This is a genomic window from Amycolatopsis stemonae (assembly GCF_054781455.1).
Map to the genome: position 1 here is coordinate 517,518 of NZ_BAAGUJ010000001.1, position 20,668 is coordinate 538,185.

Annotated in this window: 20 protein-coding genes and 1 riboswitch; of the genes, 8 read left to right on the plus strand and 12 right to left on the minus strand. The window is 70.9% G+C overall.

Features of this window, described 5'->3' with window-relative positions:
* Positions 1-34: 34 nt before the first annotated feature.
* Positions 35-895 carry an LLM class oxidoreductase gene (locus ACYVLJ_RS02610; RefSeq protein WP_460437612.1) on the plus strand — a complete coding sequence of 287 codons (861 nt, stop codon included), beginning with the start codon at positions 35-37 and terminating at the stop codon, positions 893-895.
* Here the strand turns inward: ACYVLJ_RS02610 and ACYVLJ_RS02615 are convergent.
* Complete coding sequence (locus tag ACYVLJ_RS02615; RefSeq protein ID WP_460437613.1) at positions 889-1,530, minus strand: NAD(P)-dependent oxidoreductase; 642 nt, start codon at positions 1,528-1,530, stop codon at positions 889-891. The two genes, ACYVLJ_RS02610 and ACYVLJ_RS02615, sit on opposite strands and share 7 nt — an antisense overlap.
* Before the next feature lie 98 nt (positions 1,531-1,628).
* Positions 1,629-2,744 carry a hypothetical protein gene (locus ACYVLJ_RS02620; protein ID WP_451968403.1) on the minus strand — a complete coding sequence of 372 codons (1,116 nt, stop codon included), beginning with the start codon at positions 2,742-2,744 and terminating at the stop codon, positions 1,629-1,631.
* Between the two features lie 335 nt (positions 2,745-3,079).
* Between ACYVLJ_RS02620 and ACYVLJ_RS02625 the strand changes: the two genes are divergently transcribed.
* The 4 genes from ACYVLJ_RS02625 (at position 3,080) to ACYVLJ_RS02640 (ending at position 5,155) form a co-directional block, all read left to right on the plus strand.
* Positions 3,080-3,691, plus strand: coding sequence for a 50S ribosomal protein L25/general stress protein Ctc (locus tag ACYVLJ_RS02625; protein WP_451968405.1), 612 nt, complete (start codon positions 3,080-3,082; stop codon positions 3,689-3,691).
* Positions 3,692-3,700: 9 nt separating this feature from the next.
* Entirely contained in the window at positions 3,701-4,294 is a 594-nt protein-coding gene (gene pth, locus ACYVLJ_RS02630) for an aminoacyl-tRNA hydrolase (RefSeq protein ID WP_460437614.1), read from the plus strand.
* A gap of 21 nt (positions 4,295-4,315) precedes the next feature.
* Positions 4,316-4,630: a DivIVA domain-containing protein gene (locus ACYVLJ_RS02635; RefSeq protein ID WP_451968407.1), complete on the plus strand. Its 315-nt coding sequence runs from the start codon at positions 4,316-4,318 to the stop codon at positions 4,628-4,630.
* Between the two features lie 168 nt (positions 4,631-4,798).
* Complete coding sequence (locus tag ACYVLJ_RS02640; protein WP_451968408.1) at positions 4,799-5,155, plus strand: DivIVA domain-containing protein; 357 nt, start codon at positions 4,799-4,801, stop codon at positions 5,153-5,155.
* Positions 5,156-5,215: 60 nt separating this feature from the next.
* On the opposite strand, the gene ACYVLJ_RS02645 is transcribed toward ACYVLJ_RS02640, so the two are convergent.
* From ACYVLJ_RS02645 to metG, 9 genes are all read right to left on the minus strand, one after another.
* A complete protein-coding gene (locus ACYVLJ_RS02645) occupies positions 5,216-6,904 on the minus strand; it encodes a fatty acyl-AMP ligase (protein WP_460437615.1) in 1,689 nt (562 codons plus the stop codon).
* A 25-nt stretch (positions 6,905-6,929) separates the two neighbouring features.
* The gene (locus tag ACYVLJ_RS02650) at positions 6,930-8,693 is read right to left on the minus strand and encodes an ABC-F family ATP-binding cassette domain-containing protein (RefSeq protein ID WP_451968410.1); all 1,764 of its coding nucleotides are present in this window, start codon (positions 8,691-8,693) and stop codon (positions 6,930-6,932) included.
* Positions 8,694-8,697: 4 nt separating this feature from the next.
* Positions 8,698-9,105, minus strand: a complete 408-nt coding sequence (locus ACYVLJ_RS02655) for an ASCH domain-containing protein (RefSeq protein ID WP_460437616.1) — start codon at positions 9,103-9,105, stop codon at positions 8,698-8,700.
* On the minus strand, positions 9,102-10,064 hold the full coding sequence (locus tag ACYVLJ_RS02660) for a 4-(cytidine 5'-diphospho)-2-C-methyl-D-erythritol kinase (RefSeq protein WP_451968411.1): 963 nt from the start codon (positions 10,062-10,064) through the stop codon (positions 9,102-9,104). The genes ACYVLJ_RS02655 and ACYVLJ_RS02660 overlap by 4 nt, the downstream gene beginning before the upstream one ends.
* Before the next feature lie 69 nt (positions 10,065-10,133).
* A complete protein-coding gene (locus tag ACYVLJ_RS02665; RefSeq protein ID WP_460437617.1) occupies positions 10,134-11,147 on the minus strand; it encodes a methionine ABC transporter ATP-binding protein in 1,014 nt (337 codons plus the stop codon).
* A 209-nt stretch (positions 11,148-11,356) separates the two neighbouring features.
* Positions 11,357-11,447, minus strand: a riboswitch (SAM riboswitch).
* Positions 11,448-11,573: 126 nt separating this feature from the next.
* Positions 11,574-12,410, minus strand: a complete 837-nt coding sequence (rsmA, locus tag ACYVLJ_RS02670; protein WP_451968414.1) for a 16S rRNA (adenine(1518)-N(6)/adenine(1519)-N(6))-dimethyltransferase RsmA — start codon at positions 12,408-12,410, stop codon at positions 11,574-11,576.
* Between the two features lie 241 nt (positions 12,411-12,651).
* On the minus strand, positions 12,652-14,079 hold the full coding sequence (locus ACYVLJ_RS02675; protein WP_460437618.1) for a transglycosylase family protein: 1,428 nt from the start codon (positions 14,077-14,079) through the stop codon (positions 12,652-12,654).
* Positions 14,080-14,367: 288 nt separating this feature from the next.
* Entirely contained in the window at positions 14,368-15,204 is an 837-nt protein-coding gene (locus ACYVLJ_RS02680; RefSeq protein WP_451968416.1) for a TatD family hydrolase, read from the minus strand.
* 9 nt (positions 15,205-15,213) lie between these two features.
* Positions 15,214-17,010: a methionine--tRNA ligase gene (metG, locus tag ACYVLJ_RS02685; protein WP_460437619.1), complete on the minus strand. Its 1,797-nt coding sequence runs from the start codon at positions 17,008-17,010 to the stop codon at positions 15,214-15,216.
* Between the two features lie 239 nt (positions 17,011-17,249).
* On the opposite strand from metG, the gene ACYVLJ_RS02690 reads away from it, so the two are divergent.
* Positions 17,250-17,864, plus strand: a complete 615-nt coding sequence (locus tag ACYVLJ_RS02690) for a glycoside hydrolase family 25 protein (protein WP_460437620.1) — start codon at positions 17,250-17,252, stop codon at positions 17,862-17,864.
* A 19-nt stretch (positions 17,865-17,883) separates the two neighbouring features.
* A complete protein-coding gene (locus ACYVLJ_RS02695) occupies positions 17,884-19,131 on the plus strand; it encodes an aminodeoxychorismate synthase component I (protein WP_460437621.1) in 1,248 nt (415 codons plus the stop codon).
* On the opposite strand, the gene ACYVLJ_RS02700 is transcribed toward ACYVLJ_RS02695, so the two are convergent.
* Positions 19,108-20,064: a quinone oxidoreductase family protein gene (locus ACYVLJ_RS02700; RefSeq protein WP_460437622.1), complete on the minus strand. Its 957-nt coding sequence runs from the start codon at positions 20,062-20,064 to the stop codon at positions 19,108-19,110. The genes ACYVLJ_RS02695 and ACYVLJ_RS02700 overlap by 24 nt on opposite strands.
* Positions 20,065-20,113: 49 nt before the next feature.
* Between ACYVLJ_RS02700 and ACYVLJ_RS02705 the strand changes: the two genes are divergently transcribed.
* Entirely contained in the window at positions 20,114-20,647 is a 534-nt protein-coding gene (locus tag ACYVLJ_RS02705) for a QsdR family transcriptional regulator (RefSeq protein WP_460437623.1), read from the plus strand.
* Positions 20,648-20,668: the final 21 nt, after the last annotated feature.

The following is a 20,668-nucleotide window of genomic DNA, read 5'->3' on the forward strand; positions in this document are numbered from 1 at the left end:
CCCGGCGGGGGTTTCCGGCGCTACCGTCGCCGGCATGGGGAACTTCAAGTTCGGCGTCAGCTTCCGCGAGATCGGCAGCCGGGACGCGTGGATCGCCAAGTGCCGCCGCGCCGAGGAACTCGGCTACGACGTCATCACCGTGCCCGACCACCTCGGCACCGGGCGGTTCGCGCCGTTCCCGGTGCTGGCCATGGCGGCCGCCGTCACCGAACGGCCGCGGCTCGGCACGCTCGTGTCCAATGTGCCCTTCTACAACTTCGCGCTCTTCGCACGCGAAGCGTCTTCGACAGCCGCGCTGCTCGACGGGCGCCTCGACCTCGGCCTCGGCGCCGGGCACATGAAGGCCGAGTTCGACAACGCCGGCCTCCCCTGGCGGCAGGCCGCGGACCGGATCGCCTACCTCGAAGAGAGCCTCGGCCACCTGCGCAGGCACTTCGAAGACGAGGGCATCGCGCACCCGCGGCTGCTGATCGCGGGCAACAGCGACGGCGTCCTGGACCTGGCCGCCGAGCACGCGGACGTCGTCGGCTTCGCGGGCTTGAAGCAGCAGCCCGGCAAGCCGCCCGGCACGTTCGAGCTCGACACCGCGATGGACGAACGGGTGCGGTACTTCCGGGCCAGGACCAGCCGCGAGGTCGAACACAACATGCTCGTCCAGCACGTCGAGGTCACCGAAGACCGCGAGAAAGCCGCCGAAGCGTGGCACGAGCTGACCGAGCGCAGCGCCGTCGCCGACGCCCGGGACCTCCTCGACGCGCCCCAGCTCCTGCTGGGCACCGTCGGGGAGATCGCCGGGCAGCTCGAACAGCGGCGCGAGCGCTACGGCTTCTCGTACATCACGGTGTTCGAACCGTTCCTCGAGACCTTCGCGCCGGTGATCCGGGAACTTCAGTAAGCGACGGTGAACCGCGCGCGGTGGTGCTTCGGCTGCTCGATCTCGTCGACGTACGCGATCGCGAAGTCGTCGCCGCCGATGTGGGACTTGCCGTTCTCGTCGGTCACCAGGACGTCGCCGCCGACGCGGTACGTGCCCGTGCGTTCCCCGGGGGTCCAGGCGCCGAACTCGGCGGCGGGGCTGACGTAGAACCAGTCGAGGCCCTCGGGCTGCTCGCGCAGCAGGCCGAGCACCTCGGCGTGGCTGCCGGCCTCGTCCTTGTACTCGGCCGGGAACTCCGGGGTGTCGAACAGCCGCGGGCCGCCCTCGGCGACGAGCAGGCTCGCCGCGCCACCGACGAACGACAGCCGGACTTCGTGCTCCCGCGCGATCCGGGCCAGCGCCGGCACGGCCTCGATGAGCTTCTTGCCGTCGAGCGCGCGGGCCGGGGTGGCGACGACGAACACGTCGGCGTCCTTCGCCAGCTCCGCCACGAGCTCCTCGTCGTGCAGCGAACCCTGCCGCTCGTCGACGCCCTCGGGCGCCGAACCCGGGTGGCGCGCGACGCCGACCACCTCGTGACCGCGGCGCACCGCCTCGGCGCCGATCTTGCCACCGGCGTACCCGGTCCCCCCGAAAACCACCAGCTTGGCCATGGGATCTCCCTGTTCGTAGTCGGCCTTCGAGGCCGATGGTAGGAACGGAAGATCCCCTACTTCAACGGGAGCAACGCACCCCCGGGTAGGTGTCCAGCTCAGCCGCCCAGGCCGGCGAACTCCGCCGCGACCTGCTGCTTCACCGCGTTGACGTCGAGGGCCGCGCGGACCTCCGCGACGGCGTTCGGCTTCGACAGCACCTGGTAGCTCGCCGTGCGGTTGGGCAGCTTGAAGTTGACCGTGCAGGACATCTTCACCGTGGCGTACGGCTCGGCGTCGGCCGTCGTCGTGCACGTCTGCGAGCCGAGCGCGTCGGCGCTCACCTCGACCGAGAGGTTGATGTGGATGACGCTCTTGCCGCCCGAGGACGGTGAGCCGACGACGCTGGTGGAGACGTCGACCGTCGTCGTGCAGGAGCCGACGAAGTCCTTGCAGTCGAGCTTGTCGTTCGTGACGACTGCGCTCGCCTGCACCAACCCTTCGAACGGCTGCCCCAGCCCGGCGACGGCGGCGTCCAGGTCGGTGTGGAACGTCTTGAGGGCGTCGCCGGCCAGCGGGGCGACGCGGAACTCGGCGCCGAACTTCGGCCCGTTCTGCGGGTCGAGCAGCGCCGGGGCGAAGCTGACGACCCGGTTCGGCTTGGCCGTGGTGACGCGCAGGACGCTCGGGGCGGCACCGAGCTGGTAGACCTCGGTGCCGTCGGGGAGCTTCGCCATGACCGGGTCGCTCAGCCGGTCGAGCCCGGGGAGCGCCTTGCGCAGCCCGTCGGCGAGGGCCTGGGGCGCGAACCGGGCCGCCGGGTCGAAGGGCAGCTCGGAGCCGAGCGACCGCACCCAGCTCGTGCCGAACTGGGTGCCTTCGTCGATCGCGTGCGCCTTCCAGTACTCCGGGTCGGCCTGCAGGTAGAACTGGCCCGCGGCGGCGGTCACCTGGACGACCCGGCCTTCGATCGGCAAACCACCGGCCGCGGTCCCGCCGCGGGTGACGCGGAACTGCTGCTCGGCGCCGTTGGTCGTCGCCTTCAGCGAGAGCGCGGGCGCCTGGCCCAGCGCGGTCAGGGCCGCGTCGACCGCGGCGCGCTGTTCGGCGCGCCGGTCGGCCGTCTGCCGGCCCGCGGCGGAGACACCGGCGCTGCCGGGGACCGCCACCTGGCAGCCGGCCAGCAGTCCGCCCAGCAGCAGCACCGCCGCCGCCGTGGCCCGTCGTGCCCGCATTTCCGCCCCCTGCTCTCCCGCCGTACCCGAGAACACCTCGGCCGGTTCGGTCCCGCCACCGGATTCGTGTCGTCACGCGCCCGGGTTTCTGGGAGGGTTCTAGCCTGGCGCGGGCCCCCGCCGCAACCCACCGTGATGAGGTTGGTTTACACTCTTGAGGTTGTCTCGGCGAGGCGGGGCCCTTCTGGGGTGCCCGGCGTGATCGACGCGGCGGCTCGAGTAGCCCCCGTCGTCGTGCACGCCCGGAAACTCGCCGCCGAACGCAACCGCCTGAGAAGAAAACACCGGCCATCCCCGCCGCCGCATGCTGTCTTGATTTGAAGGAGTGCCACACCGTGTCCGAGGTACGTCTGTCCGTCGAGCCGCGCACCGAGTTCGGCAAGGGCGCCGCGCGTCGCACGCGTCGCGCCGGCAAGATCCCCGCCGTCCTGTACGGCCACGGCTCGGACCCGCGGCACTTCGCGCTGCCGGCCATCGAGTTCGCCCGCGTCGTCCGCGAGAACGGCTCCAACGCCGTCATCACGCTGGACCTGGAGGGCAACAGCGAGCTGGCCCTCACCAAGACCATCGTCGTGCACCCGCTGAAGAACTACATCGAGCACGTCGACCTGCTGGTCGTCAAGCGCGGCGAGAAGGTCACTGTCGACGTCCCGGTCGTCGTCTCCGGCACCCCGGCTCCGGGCACCCTGGTCAACCAGGACCTCGACGCCATCCAGATCGAGGTCGAGGCGCTGCACATCCCCGACCAGGTCGAGGTCTCCGTCGAGGGCGCCGAGCTGGGCACCCAGATCACCGCCGCCGACGTCGCCCTGCCGAAGGGCGCGACGCTGGTCACCGACGGCGAGGCCCTGATCGTGGCCATCGCCGAGCCGCAGCGCGAGGAGCTGCCGGAGGACGAGGCCGCGGCTTCGACCGAGGGTGAAGAGTCCGCCGAAGCGGCCGAATAACATCTCCGCATGACCGAAGACCTCCCCGGGGCCGGCGAGCTGATCCTGCTCGCCGGCCTCGGCAATCCCGGGCCCCAGTACGCCGGGAACCGGCACAACGTCGGGTTCATGGTGCTGGACGAGCTCGCCGCGCGGATCGGCGGCAGGTTCAAGGCGCACAAGACCGGTGGCGAGGTCCTCGAAGGCCGGCTGGGCGGCCGCCGCGTGGTGCTCGTGAAACCGCGGTCCTACATGAACCTCTCCGGCGGGCCGGTGGTCGGCGCGGCGCGGTTCTACAAGGTGCCGCCGTCCGGCGTGGTGGTGGTGCACGACGAGCTGGACGTCGATTTCGGCGCGCTGAAGCTGAAGTTCGGCGGCGGCGACAACGGCCACAATGGACTCCGCTCGATCACCAGGTCGCTGGGCACCCGCGACTACTACCGGGTCCGGTTCGGCATCGGCCGCCCGCCCGGCCGCCAGGACCCGGCGGACTTCGTGCTGAAGGACTTCTCGACGGTCGAGCGCAAGGAGCTCCCGTTCGAGGTGGACCGCTGCGCGGACGCGACGGAGGCGCTGGTCGGCACCGGCCTCGCGGCCGCGCAGAACGCCTTCCATGCGGGCTGACATCGGTGGCAAGGTGAAGCCATGACCCCTGACGAAGTCCGGGCGATCGCGTTCGGCAAACCCCGGTTCGGCCGGCGCGGCTACAACGAGGACGAGGTCGACGCGTTCCTCGACCTGATCGCGGAAGCACTGTCCGGGCGGAACATCCTCACTCCCGACGACATCCACTACGTCGACTTCACGATCATGCCCGTCGGCATGCGCAGCTACGACCAGGCCCAGGTCGACCTGTTCCTGGACGAGGCCGAGGCCGCGCTGGTGGCGCTGCGGAACCCGCGGCCGGCGGCCGAGGAGCCGCGGCCGCAGGGCCCGCGGAAGTGGTTCGGCCGCACCTGACGCTGTGAGACCGGCCACACAGCGCTGCGTAGTCCCGGCTCACTCACAGGCGGACGGCGACCGCCCGTCGGGGTGAGCTTCGGGCTTCAACCCTTCCGGGGGAGCCTGTCCGCGGGTTAGGACGGTGTACGGCAGTTCGCACCGCTCAACCCCGAATCGGAGAGTTGCATGTCGTTCACCGCCGAAGACCTCGCCGAGGTCACCTTCGGTAACGCCCCGATCGGCCGCCGTGGCTACGCGAAGCACGAGGTCGACGAGTTCGTCCGGCGCGTCGCCAAGACGATCGCCGAGGAGGACGACCTGACCGCCGCCGAAGTCCACCACGTGATGTTCGCGAAGCCGCTGATCGGCAAGCGCGGCTACGACGAACGCGAGGTCGACGAGTTCCTCGACAAGGTGGAAGACCAGCTCGCCGCCCGCACGGGCCACGCCCCGGACCTCCCGGGCGCCCGTACGGCGTCGGAAGCCACTTCCGAGCGCGCCACCCCGCCCACGCTCCGCGCCGAACGCCTCCAACAGCGCTAAGACACCGCTTTCCCGTGGAAGTGCCGCCTCCTGGTGGGCACTTCCACGGGAAAGCGACCGTCAGGCGTCGGCGTTCCGCTTGATCTTGTCCGCGAACTGCTGGGCCGTCGCCGCGCGCTTGACCTTGCCCGACGGCGTCTTCGGCAGGCTCCCGGCCGGCAGCACGACCACCGCGTACGGGCGCATGTCCACCGCGTCGCGCACGCGCGCCGCAACCTGCTTCATCAGGTTCTTCTCGGCCTCGGCGTCGCCCGCCAGCTTCGACTCGACGACCACCGCGAACCGCTCGCGGCGGCTGCCCGCGTCCAGCCGGACCGCCACCGCGTTGCCCGCGCGGACGCCTTCGACCGACGTCGCCGCGCGCTCGATGTCCGTCGGGTACAGGTTCCGGCCGCCCATGATGATGACGTCCTTGCGGCGGCCGCAGATGACGATCTGGCCGTCCACCAGGTAGCCGAGGTCGCCGGTGTTCAGCCAGCCGTGCTCGTCCTGGGTGGCGACCGGGCCGTCCATGGTCAGGTAGCCCGGCGTCACGGCCTCGCCGCGCAGCCGGATCTCGCCGACCCGGCGGTCGCCGACCCGGGCGCCCGCCTCGTCGACGATCTCGGCCTCGAGCCCGTCCAGGGGACGGCCGAGCACCGCGAACGACCGGACGTCGTCGGTGCCACGCCGGGGGTCGCCCTCGGGCACCGGCACGGCGCGGTTGTCCGCCTCCAGCGCGTCCGCTTCGACGATGTCGAGCGTCAGCCCGGTGAACAGCGGCGCGAACGACACCGCGAGCGTCGCCTCCGCCATACCGTAGGCCGGGAAAACGCATTCCGCCGGCATCTTGAACCGCGCGCCGGCGTCCACAAAGGTCTGGACGGCCGTCTCGTCGATGGGCTCGGCGCCGTTCAAGGCGATGCGCAGTTTCGAGAGGTCGTAGGCGTTGGCGTCGTCGACGCGGGCCATCCGGCGCCCGACGATCGCGTACGCGAAGTTCGGCGCCGCCGTCGTGGTGCCGCCGTACTTGGTGATCAGCTCGGGCCAGATCAACGGCCCCGAAAGGAATTCGACCGGCGTGATCTTGACCAGCTCGACGCCGAACGTCATCGGCACGGTCAGGAAGCCGACCATCCCCATGTCGTGGAACGTCGGCAGCCACGACACCATCACGTCGGTGTCGAAGTCGAACTCCGCGCGGTCGACCATGGCCTTGACGTTGGAGTACAGGTTCCCGTAGGTGATCCGCACGGCCTTGGGGTCGGCGGTCGAACCGCTGGTCAGCTGCAGCAGCGCGGTGTCGCCCTCGTCGGTCGCGACGACGCCGTCGAGGGGCTCGCCCGCGGCGAGGCCGGTGATGAGCCGGAAACCGATGCCCTTCTCTTCCAGCACCGGCGCCAGCTGGTCGAACGGCTCGCCCAGCAGCACCAGGTCGGACCCGATCATCCCGAGCACGCGCACGGTGTCTTCGGCCCACTCGGCGAGGTCCGTGCGCGGGGTCGGCTGGTGCAGCATGGTGACGCTGCCGCCGGCCAGCCAGACGGCCTGCACGGTCGGCGCGATCAGCACCGGCGCCGCGGCCAGCACCGCGACGGCACCCCCGCGCTCGAACCCGCCCGCGACGAGCCCGCCGGCGATCCGCCGGGCCTCCTCGTGCACCTCGGCCCAGGTCCGCCGGACCGGCTCCTTCGGCTCCCCGGTGACCATGCCCCGCTGCTGACCCCGCCCCGTCGCGGTGGCGACGAGCGTGTCCACGAACCTGCTCATGGCGCAGACATTACTGGCAGCGGTGTCACTCGAGCAGTTCGGACGTCTCCAGCCACCGGCCTTCGACGTCCTCGATCTCGCCTTGGACGCCCTTCAGCTCGGCGTTGAGCTCCATCAGCTTCGCCGGGTCCGTCGCCGCTTCCAGGAGCGCCGCGTGGAGCTTCTCCTCCTTGGCGTGCAGCTGGTCGAGTTTGCGCTCCAGCCGACCCAGCTCCTTCTGCGCCGCGCGCAGGTCGGCAGCCGACTTCTTCGCCTCCACCTTCGCCGCCGTCGGCGCGGCCGCCGCCGGTTCCTTGGCCAGCGCGCGGCGGTTCAGGTACTCCTCGATGCCGCCCGGGAGGTGGGTGATCCGGCCGTCGCCGAAGAGCGCGACGATCGTGTCGCAGACGCGTTCCACCAGGTAGCGGTCGTGCGAGACGACGACCATCGTGCCCGGCCAGCCGTCGAGGAGGTCCTCCAGCTGCTGCAGGGTGTCGATGTCCAGGTCGTTCGTCGGCTCGTCGAGGAGCAGGACGTTCGGCTCGGCCATCAGCAGCCGGCACAGCTGCAGCCGGCGCCGCTCGCCGCCGGAGAGGTCCTCGACCGGCGTCCACTGGCGGGCCTGCGGGAAGCCGAGCTTCTCGCCCAGCTGCGACGCCGTCATCTCCTGCTTGCCGAACACGACGCGCCCGGCCACCTGCTCGATCGCCTGCAGCACGCGCAGGTCGCCGGGCAGGTCGTCGAGCTCCTGGCGCAGGTGCGCGAGCGCGACCGTCTTGCCCTGGATCCGGCGGCCCGTCGCGCCCTCGACGTCTCCGCCGAGCAGCTTCAGCAGCGACGTCTTGCCGGAGCCGTTGACGCCGACCAGGCCGATCCGGTCGCCCGGGCCGATGCGCCAGGTGACGTGGTCGAGCAGCGTCCGGTCGCCGACCCGGTAGGTCGTGTCCTCCAGCTCCAGCACGGTCTTGCCGAGCCGCCGCTTCGCGAACGCCTGCAGCTCGACGGAATCGCGCGGCGGCGGGACGTCGGCGATCAGCGCTTCGGCCGCTTCGACGCGGTAGCGCGGCTTCGACGAGCGCGCCTGCGGGCCGCGGCGCAGCCAGGCCAGCTCCTTGCGGGCCAGGTTCTGCCGCTTCTCCTCGGCCGTCGCGGCCAGCCGCGCGCGCTCGGCGCGGGCGAAGATCCAGTCGGCGTAACCGCCTTCGTACTGCTCGACGCGGCCGTTCGCGACCTCCCACGTCAGCGTCGCGACGGTGTCGAGGAACCACCGGTCGTGCGTGACGACCACGACCGCGATCCGGCGGGAGAGGAGGTGGTCGGCGAGCCACCGGACACCTTCGACGTCCAGGTGGTTGGTCGGCTCGTCGAGCACGACGAGGTCGAGCTCGCCGGTCAGCGCGGCGGCCAGGGAGACGCGGCGCCGCTCACCGCCGGAGAGGTTCGCGGTCGGCGTGTCCAGCCCGATCGCGGTGATGCCAAGGCCGTCCACAATGGACCGCACGCGCGCGTCGGCGGCCCACTCGTGCTCGGCGCCGTAGCGTTCGAGGACGACGTCGCCGACCGTGCTGCCGTCCGGCAGTTCCGTGCGCTGGGTGACCACGGCCATCCGCAGGTCGCGAACATGGCTCACCCGCCCGGAATCCGGCTCGGTCAGTCCGGAAAGGACTTCCAGGAGCGTGGTCTTGCCACCACCGTTGAGGCCGACGACGCCGATGCGCTGCCCGGCCGCGACGCCGAGCGAAACACCGTCCAGGAGCGGGCGAACCCCGTAGGACTTGCTCACCGCCTCCAGGTTGACCAGGTTGGGCATCCGCTCAGCCGATCCTCTCTACGATGACGAACCGGGTCGCCACGACCTGCGTCGTGTCGTCCACGGAGAATTCCGGATCTTCCATGGCCGCGCGCATTTCGGCGCTCTGCCAGTAGTCCGCGTGGTCGGCGCGCCATTCGGCGACGCTCGTGAAGCCTTCGCCTTCGTCGAGCGCGTGCTGCAGGTCCACTTCGGACAGCGGGAGGACGCGCACCTCGGTGGTCTCGAGGATCGCGACGCCGTGGCCGGCCGAGTCGACCATCAGCTCGCGCTCGCCGACAACGGGCAGTTCTTCCCCGTACTTCTCGTATTCCGCGACCAGGCCGGTGGTCGACGTCTTCTCCCCACGCAGGATGGCCGCGATGAGCTTGTCCCGCAACGGGCCGGGGAACGCGAACTCCGCCTTCTTCATGCGTGCACCCGCGGCGGCATCGGGCGCGGCGCGTCGTCGCCGCCGACCACGCGGGCGCCGGGGACCGGGCCGTGCGCTACGCGGACGGTCCGGCACACGCCCGCGCCCGACAGCTCCGCGGCGACCTCCACCGCCGACTGGGCGTCCTCGCAGAGGAACGCGCAGGTCGGGCCGGATCCGGAGACCGTGCCGGCGAGCGCGCCCGCGTTGACGCCGGCCCGCAGCGTCCGGCGCAGCCCCGGCCGCAGCGAAACCGCGGCCGCCTGGAGGTCGTTGCCCAGCAGCAGCGCGAGCTGCCGCGGGTCGCCGGAGGCCAGCGCCTCGACGACCGGCGTGTGCGAGCCGATCCGCGGCGGGTTGCCCTCGGCACGCAGGCGGTCGAGCTCGCCGAACACCTTCGGCGTCGACAGGCCGCGCTGGTCGAAGGCCAGCACCCAGTGGAAGGTGTGCCGCGACAGCACCGGGACCAGCTGCTCACCGCGTCCAGTGCCCAGCGCCGTGCCGCCGTAGAGCGCGAACGGTACGTCGCTGCCCAGCCCGGCCGCGATCTCGGCGAGCTCGTCGCGCGTGACGTCGAGGTTCCACAGGCTCGCCAGCCCCACGAGGGTCGCCGCCGCGTCGGCGCTGCCGCCCGCCATGCCGCCCGCCACGGGGATGCCCTTGCGCAGCACCACCCGGACCTTCGGGTCGCCGGTGCGCCCGACGTGCGCGGACAGCGCTTCGACCGCCCGCCAGGCCAGGTTTTCCGGGCCGGTCGGGACCGTGCCTTCGCCTTCGCCGTAGATCTCCAGCCCCGGCTCGTCGGTGACGGCGACGGTCACCTCGTCGGTCAGCGACAGGGCCTGGAACACGGTGACCAGCTCGTGGTAACCGTCTTCGCGCAGGTCGTCGACCGAAAGGTGCAGGTTGACCTTGGCCGGGACCCGGACGGTGACTGGGGGCGGAACTACGGCGAGCACCCGACCAGCCTACGTGCCCGCGAAAACGCCCCGATGCGAAGTGCGCATCGGGGCGTCATCGGGTCGGGGTCAGGCCGCGGCGACGCCCTGCGGGCCGCGCGCGGTGTGTGTGACGTGGCCGCCGCGCTCGGCGACCCAGGCCAGCGCCGCGTCGGCCCGCTCGCCGCGGACGCCGAGGCGGAACCGGCCGACCGGGGTGTCGCCGATGCGGGTCAGGCCGCCGCCGATGGTGGCGAACTCGACGTCGAAGCGGCCCGCGGCCTCGGGCAGCAGCGCGCCGACCGACGCGAAGCCGACCAGCACGACGTCGGCCGAGCGGTCGTAGCGCGAGGTCTGCGCGCGGGTGGTCTCGATGGCCGGCAGCAGCGCCTGGGCGGTGCGGCTGCCCGGGTCCGCGATCAGGTCGAGGACCGTGCCGCGCTCGACGACCGTGCCGTCCTCGAGCACCGCGACGTCGTCGCAGACCCGGCGGACCACGCCGGCGTCCGGCGTCGTGACGACGACGGTGGTGCCCAGCTCGGAGCGGGCGCGGTCGAGCACGGTGAGCACCGCGCCGGCCTCCTCCGGGTCGATCCCGGCGGTCGGGTCGTCGGCGAGCAGCACGGCGGGGGCCGCCGCGAGCGCCTTCGCGACCGCTACCCGGCGGAGCTGCCCGGCGGACAGCTCGCCGGGACGCTGCGCCGCGCGCTGCGTCAGGCCGACGAGGTCGAGCAGCGAGCCGACCCGGCTGCGGCGCTGCGGGCCGTCGACGCCGAGCTGCTCGAGCGGGGACGCGATGTTGCCGGCGATGGTGCGCTCGGCGATCAGCTCCGGCTTCGTCGAGACGACGCCGAGCTGACGGCGGATTTCGCGGAGGCGGCGGCCGTCGAGCGTGCCGGTGTTGAGGCCGTCGAGGCGGACGACGCCGCGGTCCGGCCGCTCCTGCAGCGCGATGCAGCGGGCGAGGACGGACTTGCCCGACCCGGCGGGACCGACCACGCCGAACAGCGAGCCGGCCTGCACGTCGACGCTCACGTCGCGCAGGGCCAGCACCGAATTTCCGTTGGTGGCAAAGGACTTGGACAGGTTTTCGACGGTGATCACGAAGGCTCCAGAAAACGGGGCGCGCTCACTCGGAGGCGCCCGGCCGCAAGCAGAGTCCGTCCGTTATGGACGGTGCGTGAAGAAGAGGTGGACCGGCTGGGACGAGCTCAGTGGGAGCGTCGACATGCGGTCACGGAGCGGCGGCCTTCGTCGACTACGCGACGCCTGGTCAGGAGCAGGGGGCGGGCTACCCTCTTCATCGGAAACGGCCTCCATCGGTCCTGGCGGTAGCACCTGCCCTGTGGAGGGTGGTTGCTGCGACTTCGGCGAGCCAGGTCTCTCAGTCGCTCGGGATGGACGTACTGAGTAAAACCGATCCCGCGGAGCGAAAGCAAGCCCGTTGGCCCAGATCACACGAGTGGAGGTGTCCGAATCGCGAGATCGCACGTCGGGAGGCGTATTTTCGCCGTCTCTACTGTGGACGTGCTAACGCGCGGCGGCGAGCCTCGCGAAGTCGTGCACGTCCAGCTGCTCACCACGGGTCTTCGGGTCGATCCCGGCGGCCGTCAGCAGCTCGCCGGCCCGCTCGGCCGAGCCCGCCCAGCCCGCGAGCGCGGCGCGGAGCGTCTTCCTGCGTTGTGAGAAAGCGGCGTCGACGAGGCCGAAGAGCCGATCGCGGTCGTCCGACGCCGGAGCGTCACCGCGTTCGAAGGCGACGAGCGCGGAGTCGACGTTCGGCACCGGCCAGAACACCGAGCGTGGCACGGCGGCGACCTTGCGTGCCGGGCCGTACCAGGCGAGCTTGACGCTGGGCACGCCGTAGATCCGGCTGCCGGGGCCGGCGGCCATCCGGTCGGCGACCTCGGTCTGGACCATGACGAGCCCAGACTTGAGCGAAGGCACCTCGGCGAGCAGGTGCAGCACGACCGGGACGGCGACGTTGTACGGCAGGTTGGCGACGAGCGCGGTCGGCTCCCCCAGCTGTTCGCGGGTGACGCGCAGTGCGTCGGCCCCGACGACCTGCAGCCGTTCCACGGCCTCGGGCCCCCGCTCGGCGACGGTCTTCGGCAGCCGCTCGGCGAGCACGGGGTCGATCTCGACGGCGACGACCCGCGCGCCGGTGGCGAGCAGCCCGAGCGTCAGCGACCCGAGCCCGGGCCCGACCTCGAGCACGACGTCCCCCTCGCCGACGCCGGCGAGTTCGACGATCCGCCGCACGGTGTTGGGATCGTGCACGAAGTTCTGCCCGAGCTTCTTGGTCGGCCGCACGTCGAGCTCGGCCGCCAACCCCCGGATCTCGGCAGGTCCCAGCAGTTCAACCACCGGCCGAGCCTACCGGCGGGGCATCACCCGTGATTGAGCAGGCATCACCCGTGATTGAGCAGGCATCACCCGTGATTGAGCAGGCATCACCCGTGATTGGACGGGCATCACCGTGATGCCCCCGCAGTCACGCGTGATGCCCCTCGGCACACGCGTGATGCCCTCCCGATCACGGGTGATGCCTTTTGGTGCACGTGAAACGGCCCTCACCTCGTGAGGTGAGGGCCGTTCGGTGAGGCTGTCAGGCCTTCTTGCCGCAGACCGGCCAGGCGCTGTAGCTGCCGCCACGGGCGGCCTTGACCTTCTCCGCGATCGCGATCTGCTGCTCGCGCGAAGCCTGGCTCGGCAGGGCCGCGTACTGGTCGCCGCCGTAGGCGTTCCAGGTCTGCTTGTCGAACTGGAGGCCGCCGTAGTAGCCGTTGCCGGTGTTGATGGCCCAGTTGCCACCCGACTCGCACTGCGCGATGCGGTCCCACGCGGAGCCGTCGCCGATGTCCGGCGTCGGGGCCTCTTTGGTGCCGACGTGGACGATCTTCGGCTTCGGCTGGGTGATGACCTGCTCGGAGATGCTCTCGCGGGAGACCTCTTTGCCGTTCTTCTGCGTGACCTTGTAGGTCACCATCTTCTCGCCCGGCGTGCCCGGGTCCTCGACCGACGTCTTGCCCTTGGCCAGGTCCGGGTCGTCGACGCGCTGCTCGGGCGGGTCGATGGTCTCCTTCTGGACGACCGTCGAGACGCCGGTGCGGCTGATGTGCACCTCGGCGCCGTCGGTCAGCTTGACGTCCAGGCCACCCTCGGCCTGGTCCTCCGGGCCCAGGGTGAGCTTGTACTCGCCCAGGAACTCCTTGGTCGTGACCGCGGTGGTCTTGACCTGCTTGGGCGCGTTGGCGCCGTCGTACAGCGTGACGTTCTTGAGGGTCTTGATCTCGACCGTGGCGCCCTGCAGCGGCAGCTCGCCGTCCTTCGGCATCGACATCCACGTGCCGGGCTTGTCGAGCTCGGTCATGCCGAGCTGGCCCAGCGCGTCGCCGAGGTGGGTCGCGCGGACCCAGGAGGTGCGCTCCGAGCCGTCGACGATCATCTTCAGCTGGCGGCCGCGCTCGAGCTTGATGACGCCGCCATCGCCGACCTCCGCCTGCGGGGACGGCGAGAGGGAGTCGTGCGCACCGACGGACAGGCCCGCGTCCTCGAGCACCTCGCCGACGGTGTCGCCGAAGGAGTGCACGGTCTGCTGCTGGCCGTCGACGTCGACGGTGACGCTCTTGTTCATCGCCAGCGCGGCCGCGCCGCCGCCGGCGATGGAGATCATCACGGACAGGACGGCGCCCTTGAGGAAGCGGCGCTTCCAGACCTTGGTGGTCTGGCGGAGGCCCTCGTCCAGAGCCGCACGACGCGCTTCGGGGGAAGCGGTGCGGTCCTCCTCGAGGCCGTCCGGGATGACGATCGGGGGCAGGTACGTCGTCTCGGCGTTGATGAGGCGGATCAGCTCGTCGACGTCGACGTCGATCTCGGCCATCATCGCGTCGGCGTCGGGGCCGAGCGCGGCGAGGATGTCCTGCTGCGTGATGTTCGGGTCGTCGGAGAAGTCGAGCTGGCCGTACGCGGTGTCCTCGAATTCGCGGTCGAGGACGGCCGTGGAGCGCGCTCCAGCCTGTCTGCTACCTGTCACCGGGTCGTTCCCTTTCCCAAGACGCCGTTCGGGGCGACGTCTTTACGTCTGGGCCCGCAGCCGGCGCCATCGTCACGGTCCCAGGCCGTACCGCTCCCGGTTCCGCTTCCCCGACGTGCACTGACGTGACTGTGGGCGTAACAGTCGGCAACTGCTCGGGCAGTACCGACCGGCACGATCACGGGACAGTAACGGGTCGCGCCGGGTTGCGCAAACACCCCCCGGAGTGTCGTGATCCCCGTCACTCCATCAGGTGGACGATCAAGCACCCCTGATGTCGCAATGCGTTCAACCCGTTGTGACACTGGGGAGTCGGTAGATCCGCTCGGCGGTGGTCCGGACCGATTCGGCGACTTCGTGGACAGCTTCGCCCCTGAGCGCCGCGAGGTGACGGACGGTGTAAGCCGCGCCGAACGGCTCGTTCGGCCGCCCACGGAACGGGTGGGGGGTCAGAAACGGCGCGTCGGTCTCGACGAGGTACTGGCCCGGCGGGCAGAGCCGCGCCGCCTCGTGGAGCCCCCTCGCGTTTTTGAACGTCACCGTGCCGGCGAAGGAAAGGACGTATCCCGCGTCGAGGCACTTGCGCGCCATTTCCGCGTCCCCGGAAAAACAATGGAAGATTACGGCGTTCGGCGCATTCTCTTCGGCCAGGATGCGCAGCACGTCGTCGTGGGCCTCGCGGTCGTGGATCATCAGCGGCTTGTCCAGCCGCTTGGCGAGGTCGATGTGCCAGCGGAAGGCCTCCTGCTGGGCGTCGTGCGGCGAGTAGTCCCAGTAGTAGTCGAGGCCGGTCTCGCCGACGGCGACCACTCGCTCCTGCGCGGCCAGGCGCTCCACTTCGGACTTCTCGGCGTCGCCGAACTCCTTGGTGCGCGTGGGGTGGATCGCCACGGCGGCCCACACGCGCGGGTCCCAGGTGGCGGCCTCGGCGGCCCAGCGGGCGGCGGCGAGGTCGTCCGCGACCGTGACGACGCGGGCGACACCGGCGCGCTCGGCGCGGTCGACCACGGCCTTCACATCGGCCGCGGTGACCGCGCCGCACGCGTCGAGATGGGTGTGCGCGTCCACCACCGACACCGGGAGCCGGTCCGGGACCGGCGGCAGCTCGCGCTTCTCGTCACCCATGCGTACCTCTTAGTCCTTCGTGATCGGTGCCCACTCCGGACCGGTCTCGCCGAGCGCCGGGTCGAGCTTGGTGAACAACGGCGACGGCTTCTGCAGGGGCTTGCCGACCTCGATCGGCTTGGACTCCCACTTCGCCTGCTCGGCCGCGTAGTCGCCGGTCAGGATCGGGTTGATCCGGCCGTCGATGTCGAGGTCCTCGACCTCCTTCAGCTCCGGCTGGGCGGCCCAGACGCCGGTGCCGCCGAGCGCCTCGTGCACCTTCTGCGCCGAGTGCGGCAGGAACGGCGTCAGCAGCGTGTTGGCGTCCGAGACGACCTGCAGCGCGGTGTGCAGCACCGTGTCGCGCCGCGCGGGGTCGTCCTTGAGCTTCCACGGCTCCTGGTCGGAGATGTACTTGTTGGCCGCGGTGACGACCTTCATCGCCTCGCTCGCCGCCAGCTTGAACCGGGACCGGGCCAGGTGCGCGCCCGCGGTGTCGAAGGCCTTGCGGGAAAGCGCCTTCAGCTCCTCGTCGGCCGCCGTCGGGGCCTCCGGGCGGGGAATCGCGCCGACGTTCTTGTGGGCCATCGAGATGGACCGGTTGACCAGGTTGCCCCACTCGTTGGCCAGCTCGAAGTTGGTCCGGCGGACGAACTCGTCCCAGGTGAAGTCGGTGTCCTGGGTCTCCGGGCCGGCGACCGAGATGAAGTACCGCAGCGTGTCCGGGCCGAAGTCGCGCAGGAAGTCCTCGACGTAGATGACGCGCCCGCGCGAGGTCGAGAACTTCGAGCCGCTCATGGTGAGGAACTCGCTGGAGACGATCTCGTCGGGCAGGTGCAGCTTCCCGTACTTGCCCGGCTCGCCGCCCTTGTCGCCCTCGCCGTTGTGCCCGAACAGCAGCGCCGGCCAGATCTGGGCGTGGAAGGTGATGTTGTCCTTGCCCATGAAGTAGTAGGAGCGCGCGTCGGCGTTGTTCCACCACTCCTGCCACGCGTCCGGGTTGCCCGAGCGGCGGGCCCACTCGACGCTCGCCGAGAAGTACCCGATCACGGCGTCGAACCAGACGTAGAACCGCTTCAGCGGCTGGTCGCGCCAGCCGTCGAGGGGGATCTTGACGCCCCAGTCGAGGTCGCGGGTGATCGGCCGCGGCCGCATGTCGTCGATCAGGTTCTTGGTGAAGTTGAGGACGTTCGGGCGCCAGTCGGTCTTGGTCGACAGCCAGTCGCCGAGGGTCTTGGTGAACGCCGGCAGGTCGAGGAAGTAGTGCTCGGTCTCGACGAACTTCGGCGTCTCGCCGTTGATCCGCGACTTCGGGTTGATCAGCTCGGCGGCGTCGAGCTGGTTGCCGCAGTTGTCGCACTGGTCGCCGCGCGCGCCGTCGTACCCGCAGATCGGGCAGGTGCCCTCGACGTAGCGGTCGGGCAGCGTGCGGCCGGTGGACGGGCTGATCGCGCCCCGGGTCGTCTTGGGCACGACGTAGCCGTTGCGGTGCAGCGCCAGGAAGATCTGCTGCGTCACCTCGGCGTGGTTGCCGGTCGTGGTCCGCGTGAACAGGTCGTAGGACAGGCCGAGGCCCTGCAGGTCGGTGCCGATCTGGCGGGTGTACTTGTCCGCCGTCTCCTGCGGGGTCGAGTTCTCCTTGTCGGCCTGGACGGTGATCGGGGTGCCGTGTTCGTCGGTCCCGGACACCATGAGCACCCGGTTGCCGGCCATTCGCTGGTAGCGGGAGAAGACGTCGGACGGGACGCCGAATCCGGACACGTGGCCGATGTGGCGGGGGCCGTTGGCGTAGGGCCAGGCCACCGCGGTCAACACAGGGGTGCTCATACCTTATTAGCCTACGGAGGGCGTCACGCGCATTGTCGAGAGGGAGGCCCGGTCGTCGGCGGCACGGCTGCGGCGCGAGCTGCTGAACGGGCTACCGGCTCACCGACGTCGGTGAGCCGGAGCACCACGTCCCGCTCTCGAAGACGCCGAGAAACGCCTGATCAACCGCGTGTGGGTCACTGCGGGTCCGTCCCCGGCGACGTATGGTGTGCTCTCCACCGACGTGCCGGGGGCGGATTGTGACGGAACCGGAGAGCGAACTCGGGATCTCGCTGTCCCACCGGGAGCGGGTGACCGACTGGGCCGCTGTCCGCGCGACCGAGACCAAGTTCGTGTCCGTGACCATCACCGAGAACGTCAACTGGAGCAACGGCGCGGCCGAACGCAGCCTGGCCGGCGCCCAGGAGGCCGGCCTGCACGTCGGCGGCCGGCACTACGCGCGGCCCGGCGCGGTGCACGACCAGGCGGACCACTTCGTGCGGACGGCCAGCCGGCTCGGCGCGTTCGCGCCCGGCTCGCTGGCCCCGGCGCTGGAGGTCGCCGCCCAGAGCGTCGACGACCGGTTCATCAAGACGTGGATCAAGCACGTCCGGCACGCGGCGCGCATCGAGCGCGTGCTCGTCTACGCCGACCACGACTGCTGGGCCCACCGCCTGCACCCGGACCGCTGGGCCGACGGCGAAGTCGTGCTGTGGCTGGTCCGGCACAACGGCATCCCGGGGCGGCCGGGCTGGTTCCACTCCCGGCTCGGCGTGCACCAGCACGCGTGCGCCGCGGACGTCCCGGGCGTCGACGGGCCGGTCGAGCAGAACGCCGTCGTGTACCCGTTCACATTGGGTGACTTGCTGCTCTGACGTGTGGTGATATGGCGCCATGCGCGTGACGAGCAGGGCACTTCGGACGAAGGTGACGCCCGCACGCGCGTTTTCGGCATTCGCTCACCACAACGCCTCCCGCGGCTTGCCGCCGCCCGCGATGCTGTCGGGCGAGTGGTTCGCCGCCACGGCGGTGATCGCGCCTTCCCTTTCGGTTTCGCCTCGCGAACTTCCTGCTCTCGGCGAGGTCGACGCCCCGCCCGGCGTGATCGGCGGCGGCTGGTTCGGGTACCTGTCCTACGACCTGGCGGACCCGTCCGGCCGCATGGGTTCGCTCCCGCCGGCGGCGTGGGGCTGGGCGGACCACGTGCTGCGGTGGTCCGCCGACGGCACCTGCCACCTCGAATCCCTGGACGGCGGCGGGCCGTCGGCGGCCGAGGTGGAGTCCCTGCTGACTTCGTCCGTGCCTTCTTCCTCGTGGACGGCCGGGCCGTTGCGGCGCCCGCTGCCGTCGGAGCACCGGGACGCGGTGAAGGCGTGCGTGCACGCGATCGAAGCCGGCGAGCTGTTCCAGGCGAACGTCTGCTGCCGGTTCACGGGTTCGTTTTCGGGCTCGCCTGAGGCGCTGTTCGCGGCCGGCGTCTCGTCGCTGGCGCCCCGCCGGGCGGCGTTCCTGGCCGGCTCGTGGGGGTCCGTGGTCTCGTTCTCTCCGGAACTGTTCCTCGCGCGCCACGGCCGTTCGGTGCGGTCGACGCCGATCAAGGGCACGCTCCCCCGCCGCGGCCCCGCGGATGACGGGAACGCGGTCCTGCTGCGGCAGTCCGCCAAGGACGTGGCGGAGAACGTGATGATCACGGACCTGGTCCGCAACGACCTGGGCCGGGTGTGCTCGGTGGGGTCGGTGACGGTGCCTTCGCTGCTGGAGGTCCGTCCGGCACCGGGCGTCTGGCACCTGGACTCGACGGTGACCGGGGTGCTGCGCCCGTCGGTTTCGGACGCTTCGCTGCTCTCCGCGACCTTCCCGCCCGGGTCGGTGACGGGCGCGCCGAAGATCCGCGCGCTGGACCTGATCGCGGCGCTGGAACCGTGCGGCCGCGGGGTCTACACGGGCGCGATCGGCCTGCTGTCGCCGGCAGCTGGCCTGGAGCTGAACGTCGCGATCCGGACGTTCGAGATCGCCGCCGGCGCGATTTCCCTGGGCGTCGGCGGCGGCATCACGGCGGATTCGGACCCGGAGGCGGAGTGGCAGGAGTGCCTCCACAAGGCGGCCCCCCTGGAACGCCTACTTGCCGGGGTCGAGCAGTAGCTTGCCGACGGTCTTGCGGGAGCGCAGGGCCTCGTGCGCGCCGCGGGCGTCGGAGAGCGCGAACTCGCCGCCCGGGATGGCCTTGAGCTGCCCTGCTTCGACCAGCGTGAACAGCTCGTTCAGCGCGGTCCCGAAGACGTTGCCGGGCAGGCGGAAGACGTGCGGCAGCCACATGCCGCTGACGGTGGTGCTGTGGCCGAGGAGGTTGCGCATCTCGACGGGCTTGGGGTTCTCCCGGCCGGCCATGCCGTAGAAGGCGAGCCGCCCGAACGGCGCGAGCGCGGCGATGCTCTGGTCGGTGGTCGTCCCGCCGACCATGTCGAGCACGACGTCGACCCGCCGGCCGTTGTTGGCCTCGATGAGCGTCTCGGTCATGTCCTCCGCGCGCGAGTCGACGGCGACGTCGGCACCGAGTTCGAGCGCGAGGGCGCGCTTCTCGTCGCTGCTGGCGGTGGCGATGACGCGCCCGGCCCCCCATGCCTTGGCGAGCTGAACGGCAACGGTCCCGACACCCCCGGCGGCCGCGTGCACGACGACGGACTCGCCCTGCTCGAGGTGGGCGTTCTTCCGGAGCAGAACCCAGGCGGTGGTCCCCTGGACCAGCATGGACAGCGCGGCGAGGTCGTCGACGCCGTCGGGAACTTCGTAAGTGGTGGCTTGGGGCGCGACGGCCTTCTCGGCGTACCCGCCACCGCCGTTCAGCAGGGCGACGACGCGCTTGCCTCCGCTTGTCCCGACCACTTCACCACCGGGAACGAGGGGCAGCTCGGACGGCGCGAGGTAGGAGTTTTCGGCCTGGTGGGTGTCGGCGTAGTTGACGCCGATGCGCTCGACGTCGATGAGCACCTCACCGGGCCCGGCCACCGGATCGGGCAGCTCGACGGGCGTGAGCACCTCGGGCCCGCCGAACTCGGTCACCTGCACTGCGCGCATGTCGCTGTCCCTCTCGCCGTCACCTGCTCGATGTGAGACATTCTGGCATATGTCTCAGGAGTTCGAACTGGCCCGCGAGTGGTTCCTGGCGGGTCGCCGGGTGGACATGGGCGAACTGGCGGAGGCGCTGTCCATCAGCCGGGCAACGCTGCACCGCCGGGTCGGGTCCCGGGATCGGTTGCTGGGTGAGATCCTGTGGTCACTGTCCGCCGCGTCGATCGCGCGCCTTTGGCCGGCTTGCGCGGGGCGCGGCGCTGCCGGGATCGCGGATTTCGTGAGCGGGTACGTCCGGTTCGCGAACGACTCACCGCCGTTCCGCGACTTCTTGCGCCGGGAGCCCGAGCGGGCGTTGCGGCTGTTGACGACGCGCGCAAGCATTTGCCAACAGCGGACCACGGCGGAGCTGGAGCTGCTGCTGTCCACGGAGGTCTCAGCCGGACGGTTGAGACCTCCGTTGCCCCTGCCGGACCTGGCTTACCTGCTGGTGCGGATCGGGGAGTCGTTCGTGTACACGGACGTGATCACCGGGGATGCGCCCGATGCGGAGAAGGCGCATGCCGCGGTGACCGCTTTGTTGACGTGAGCTTTCACGACCGCAAGTCAC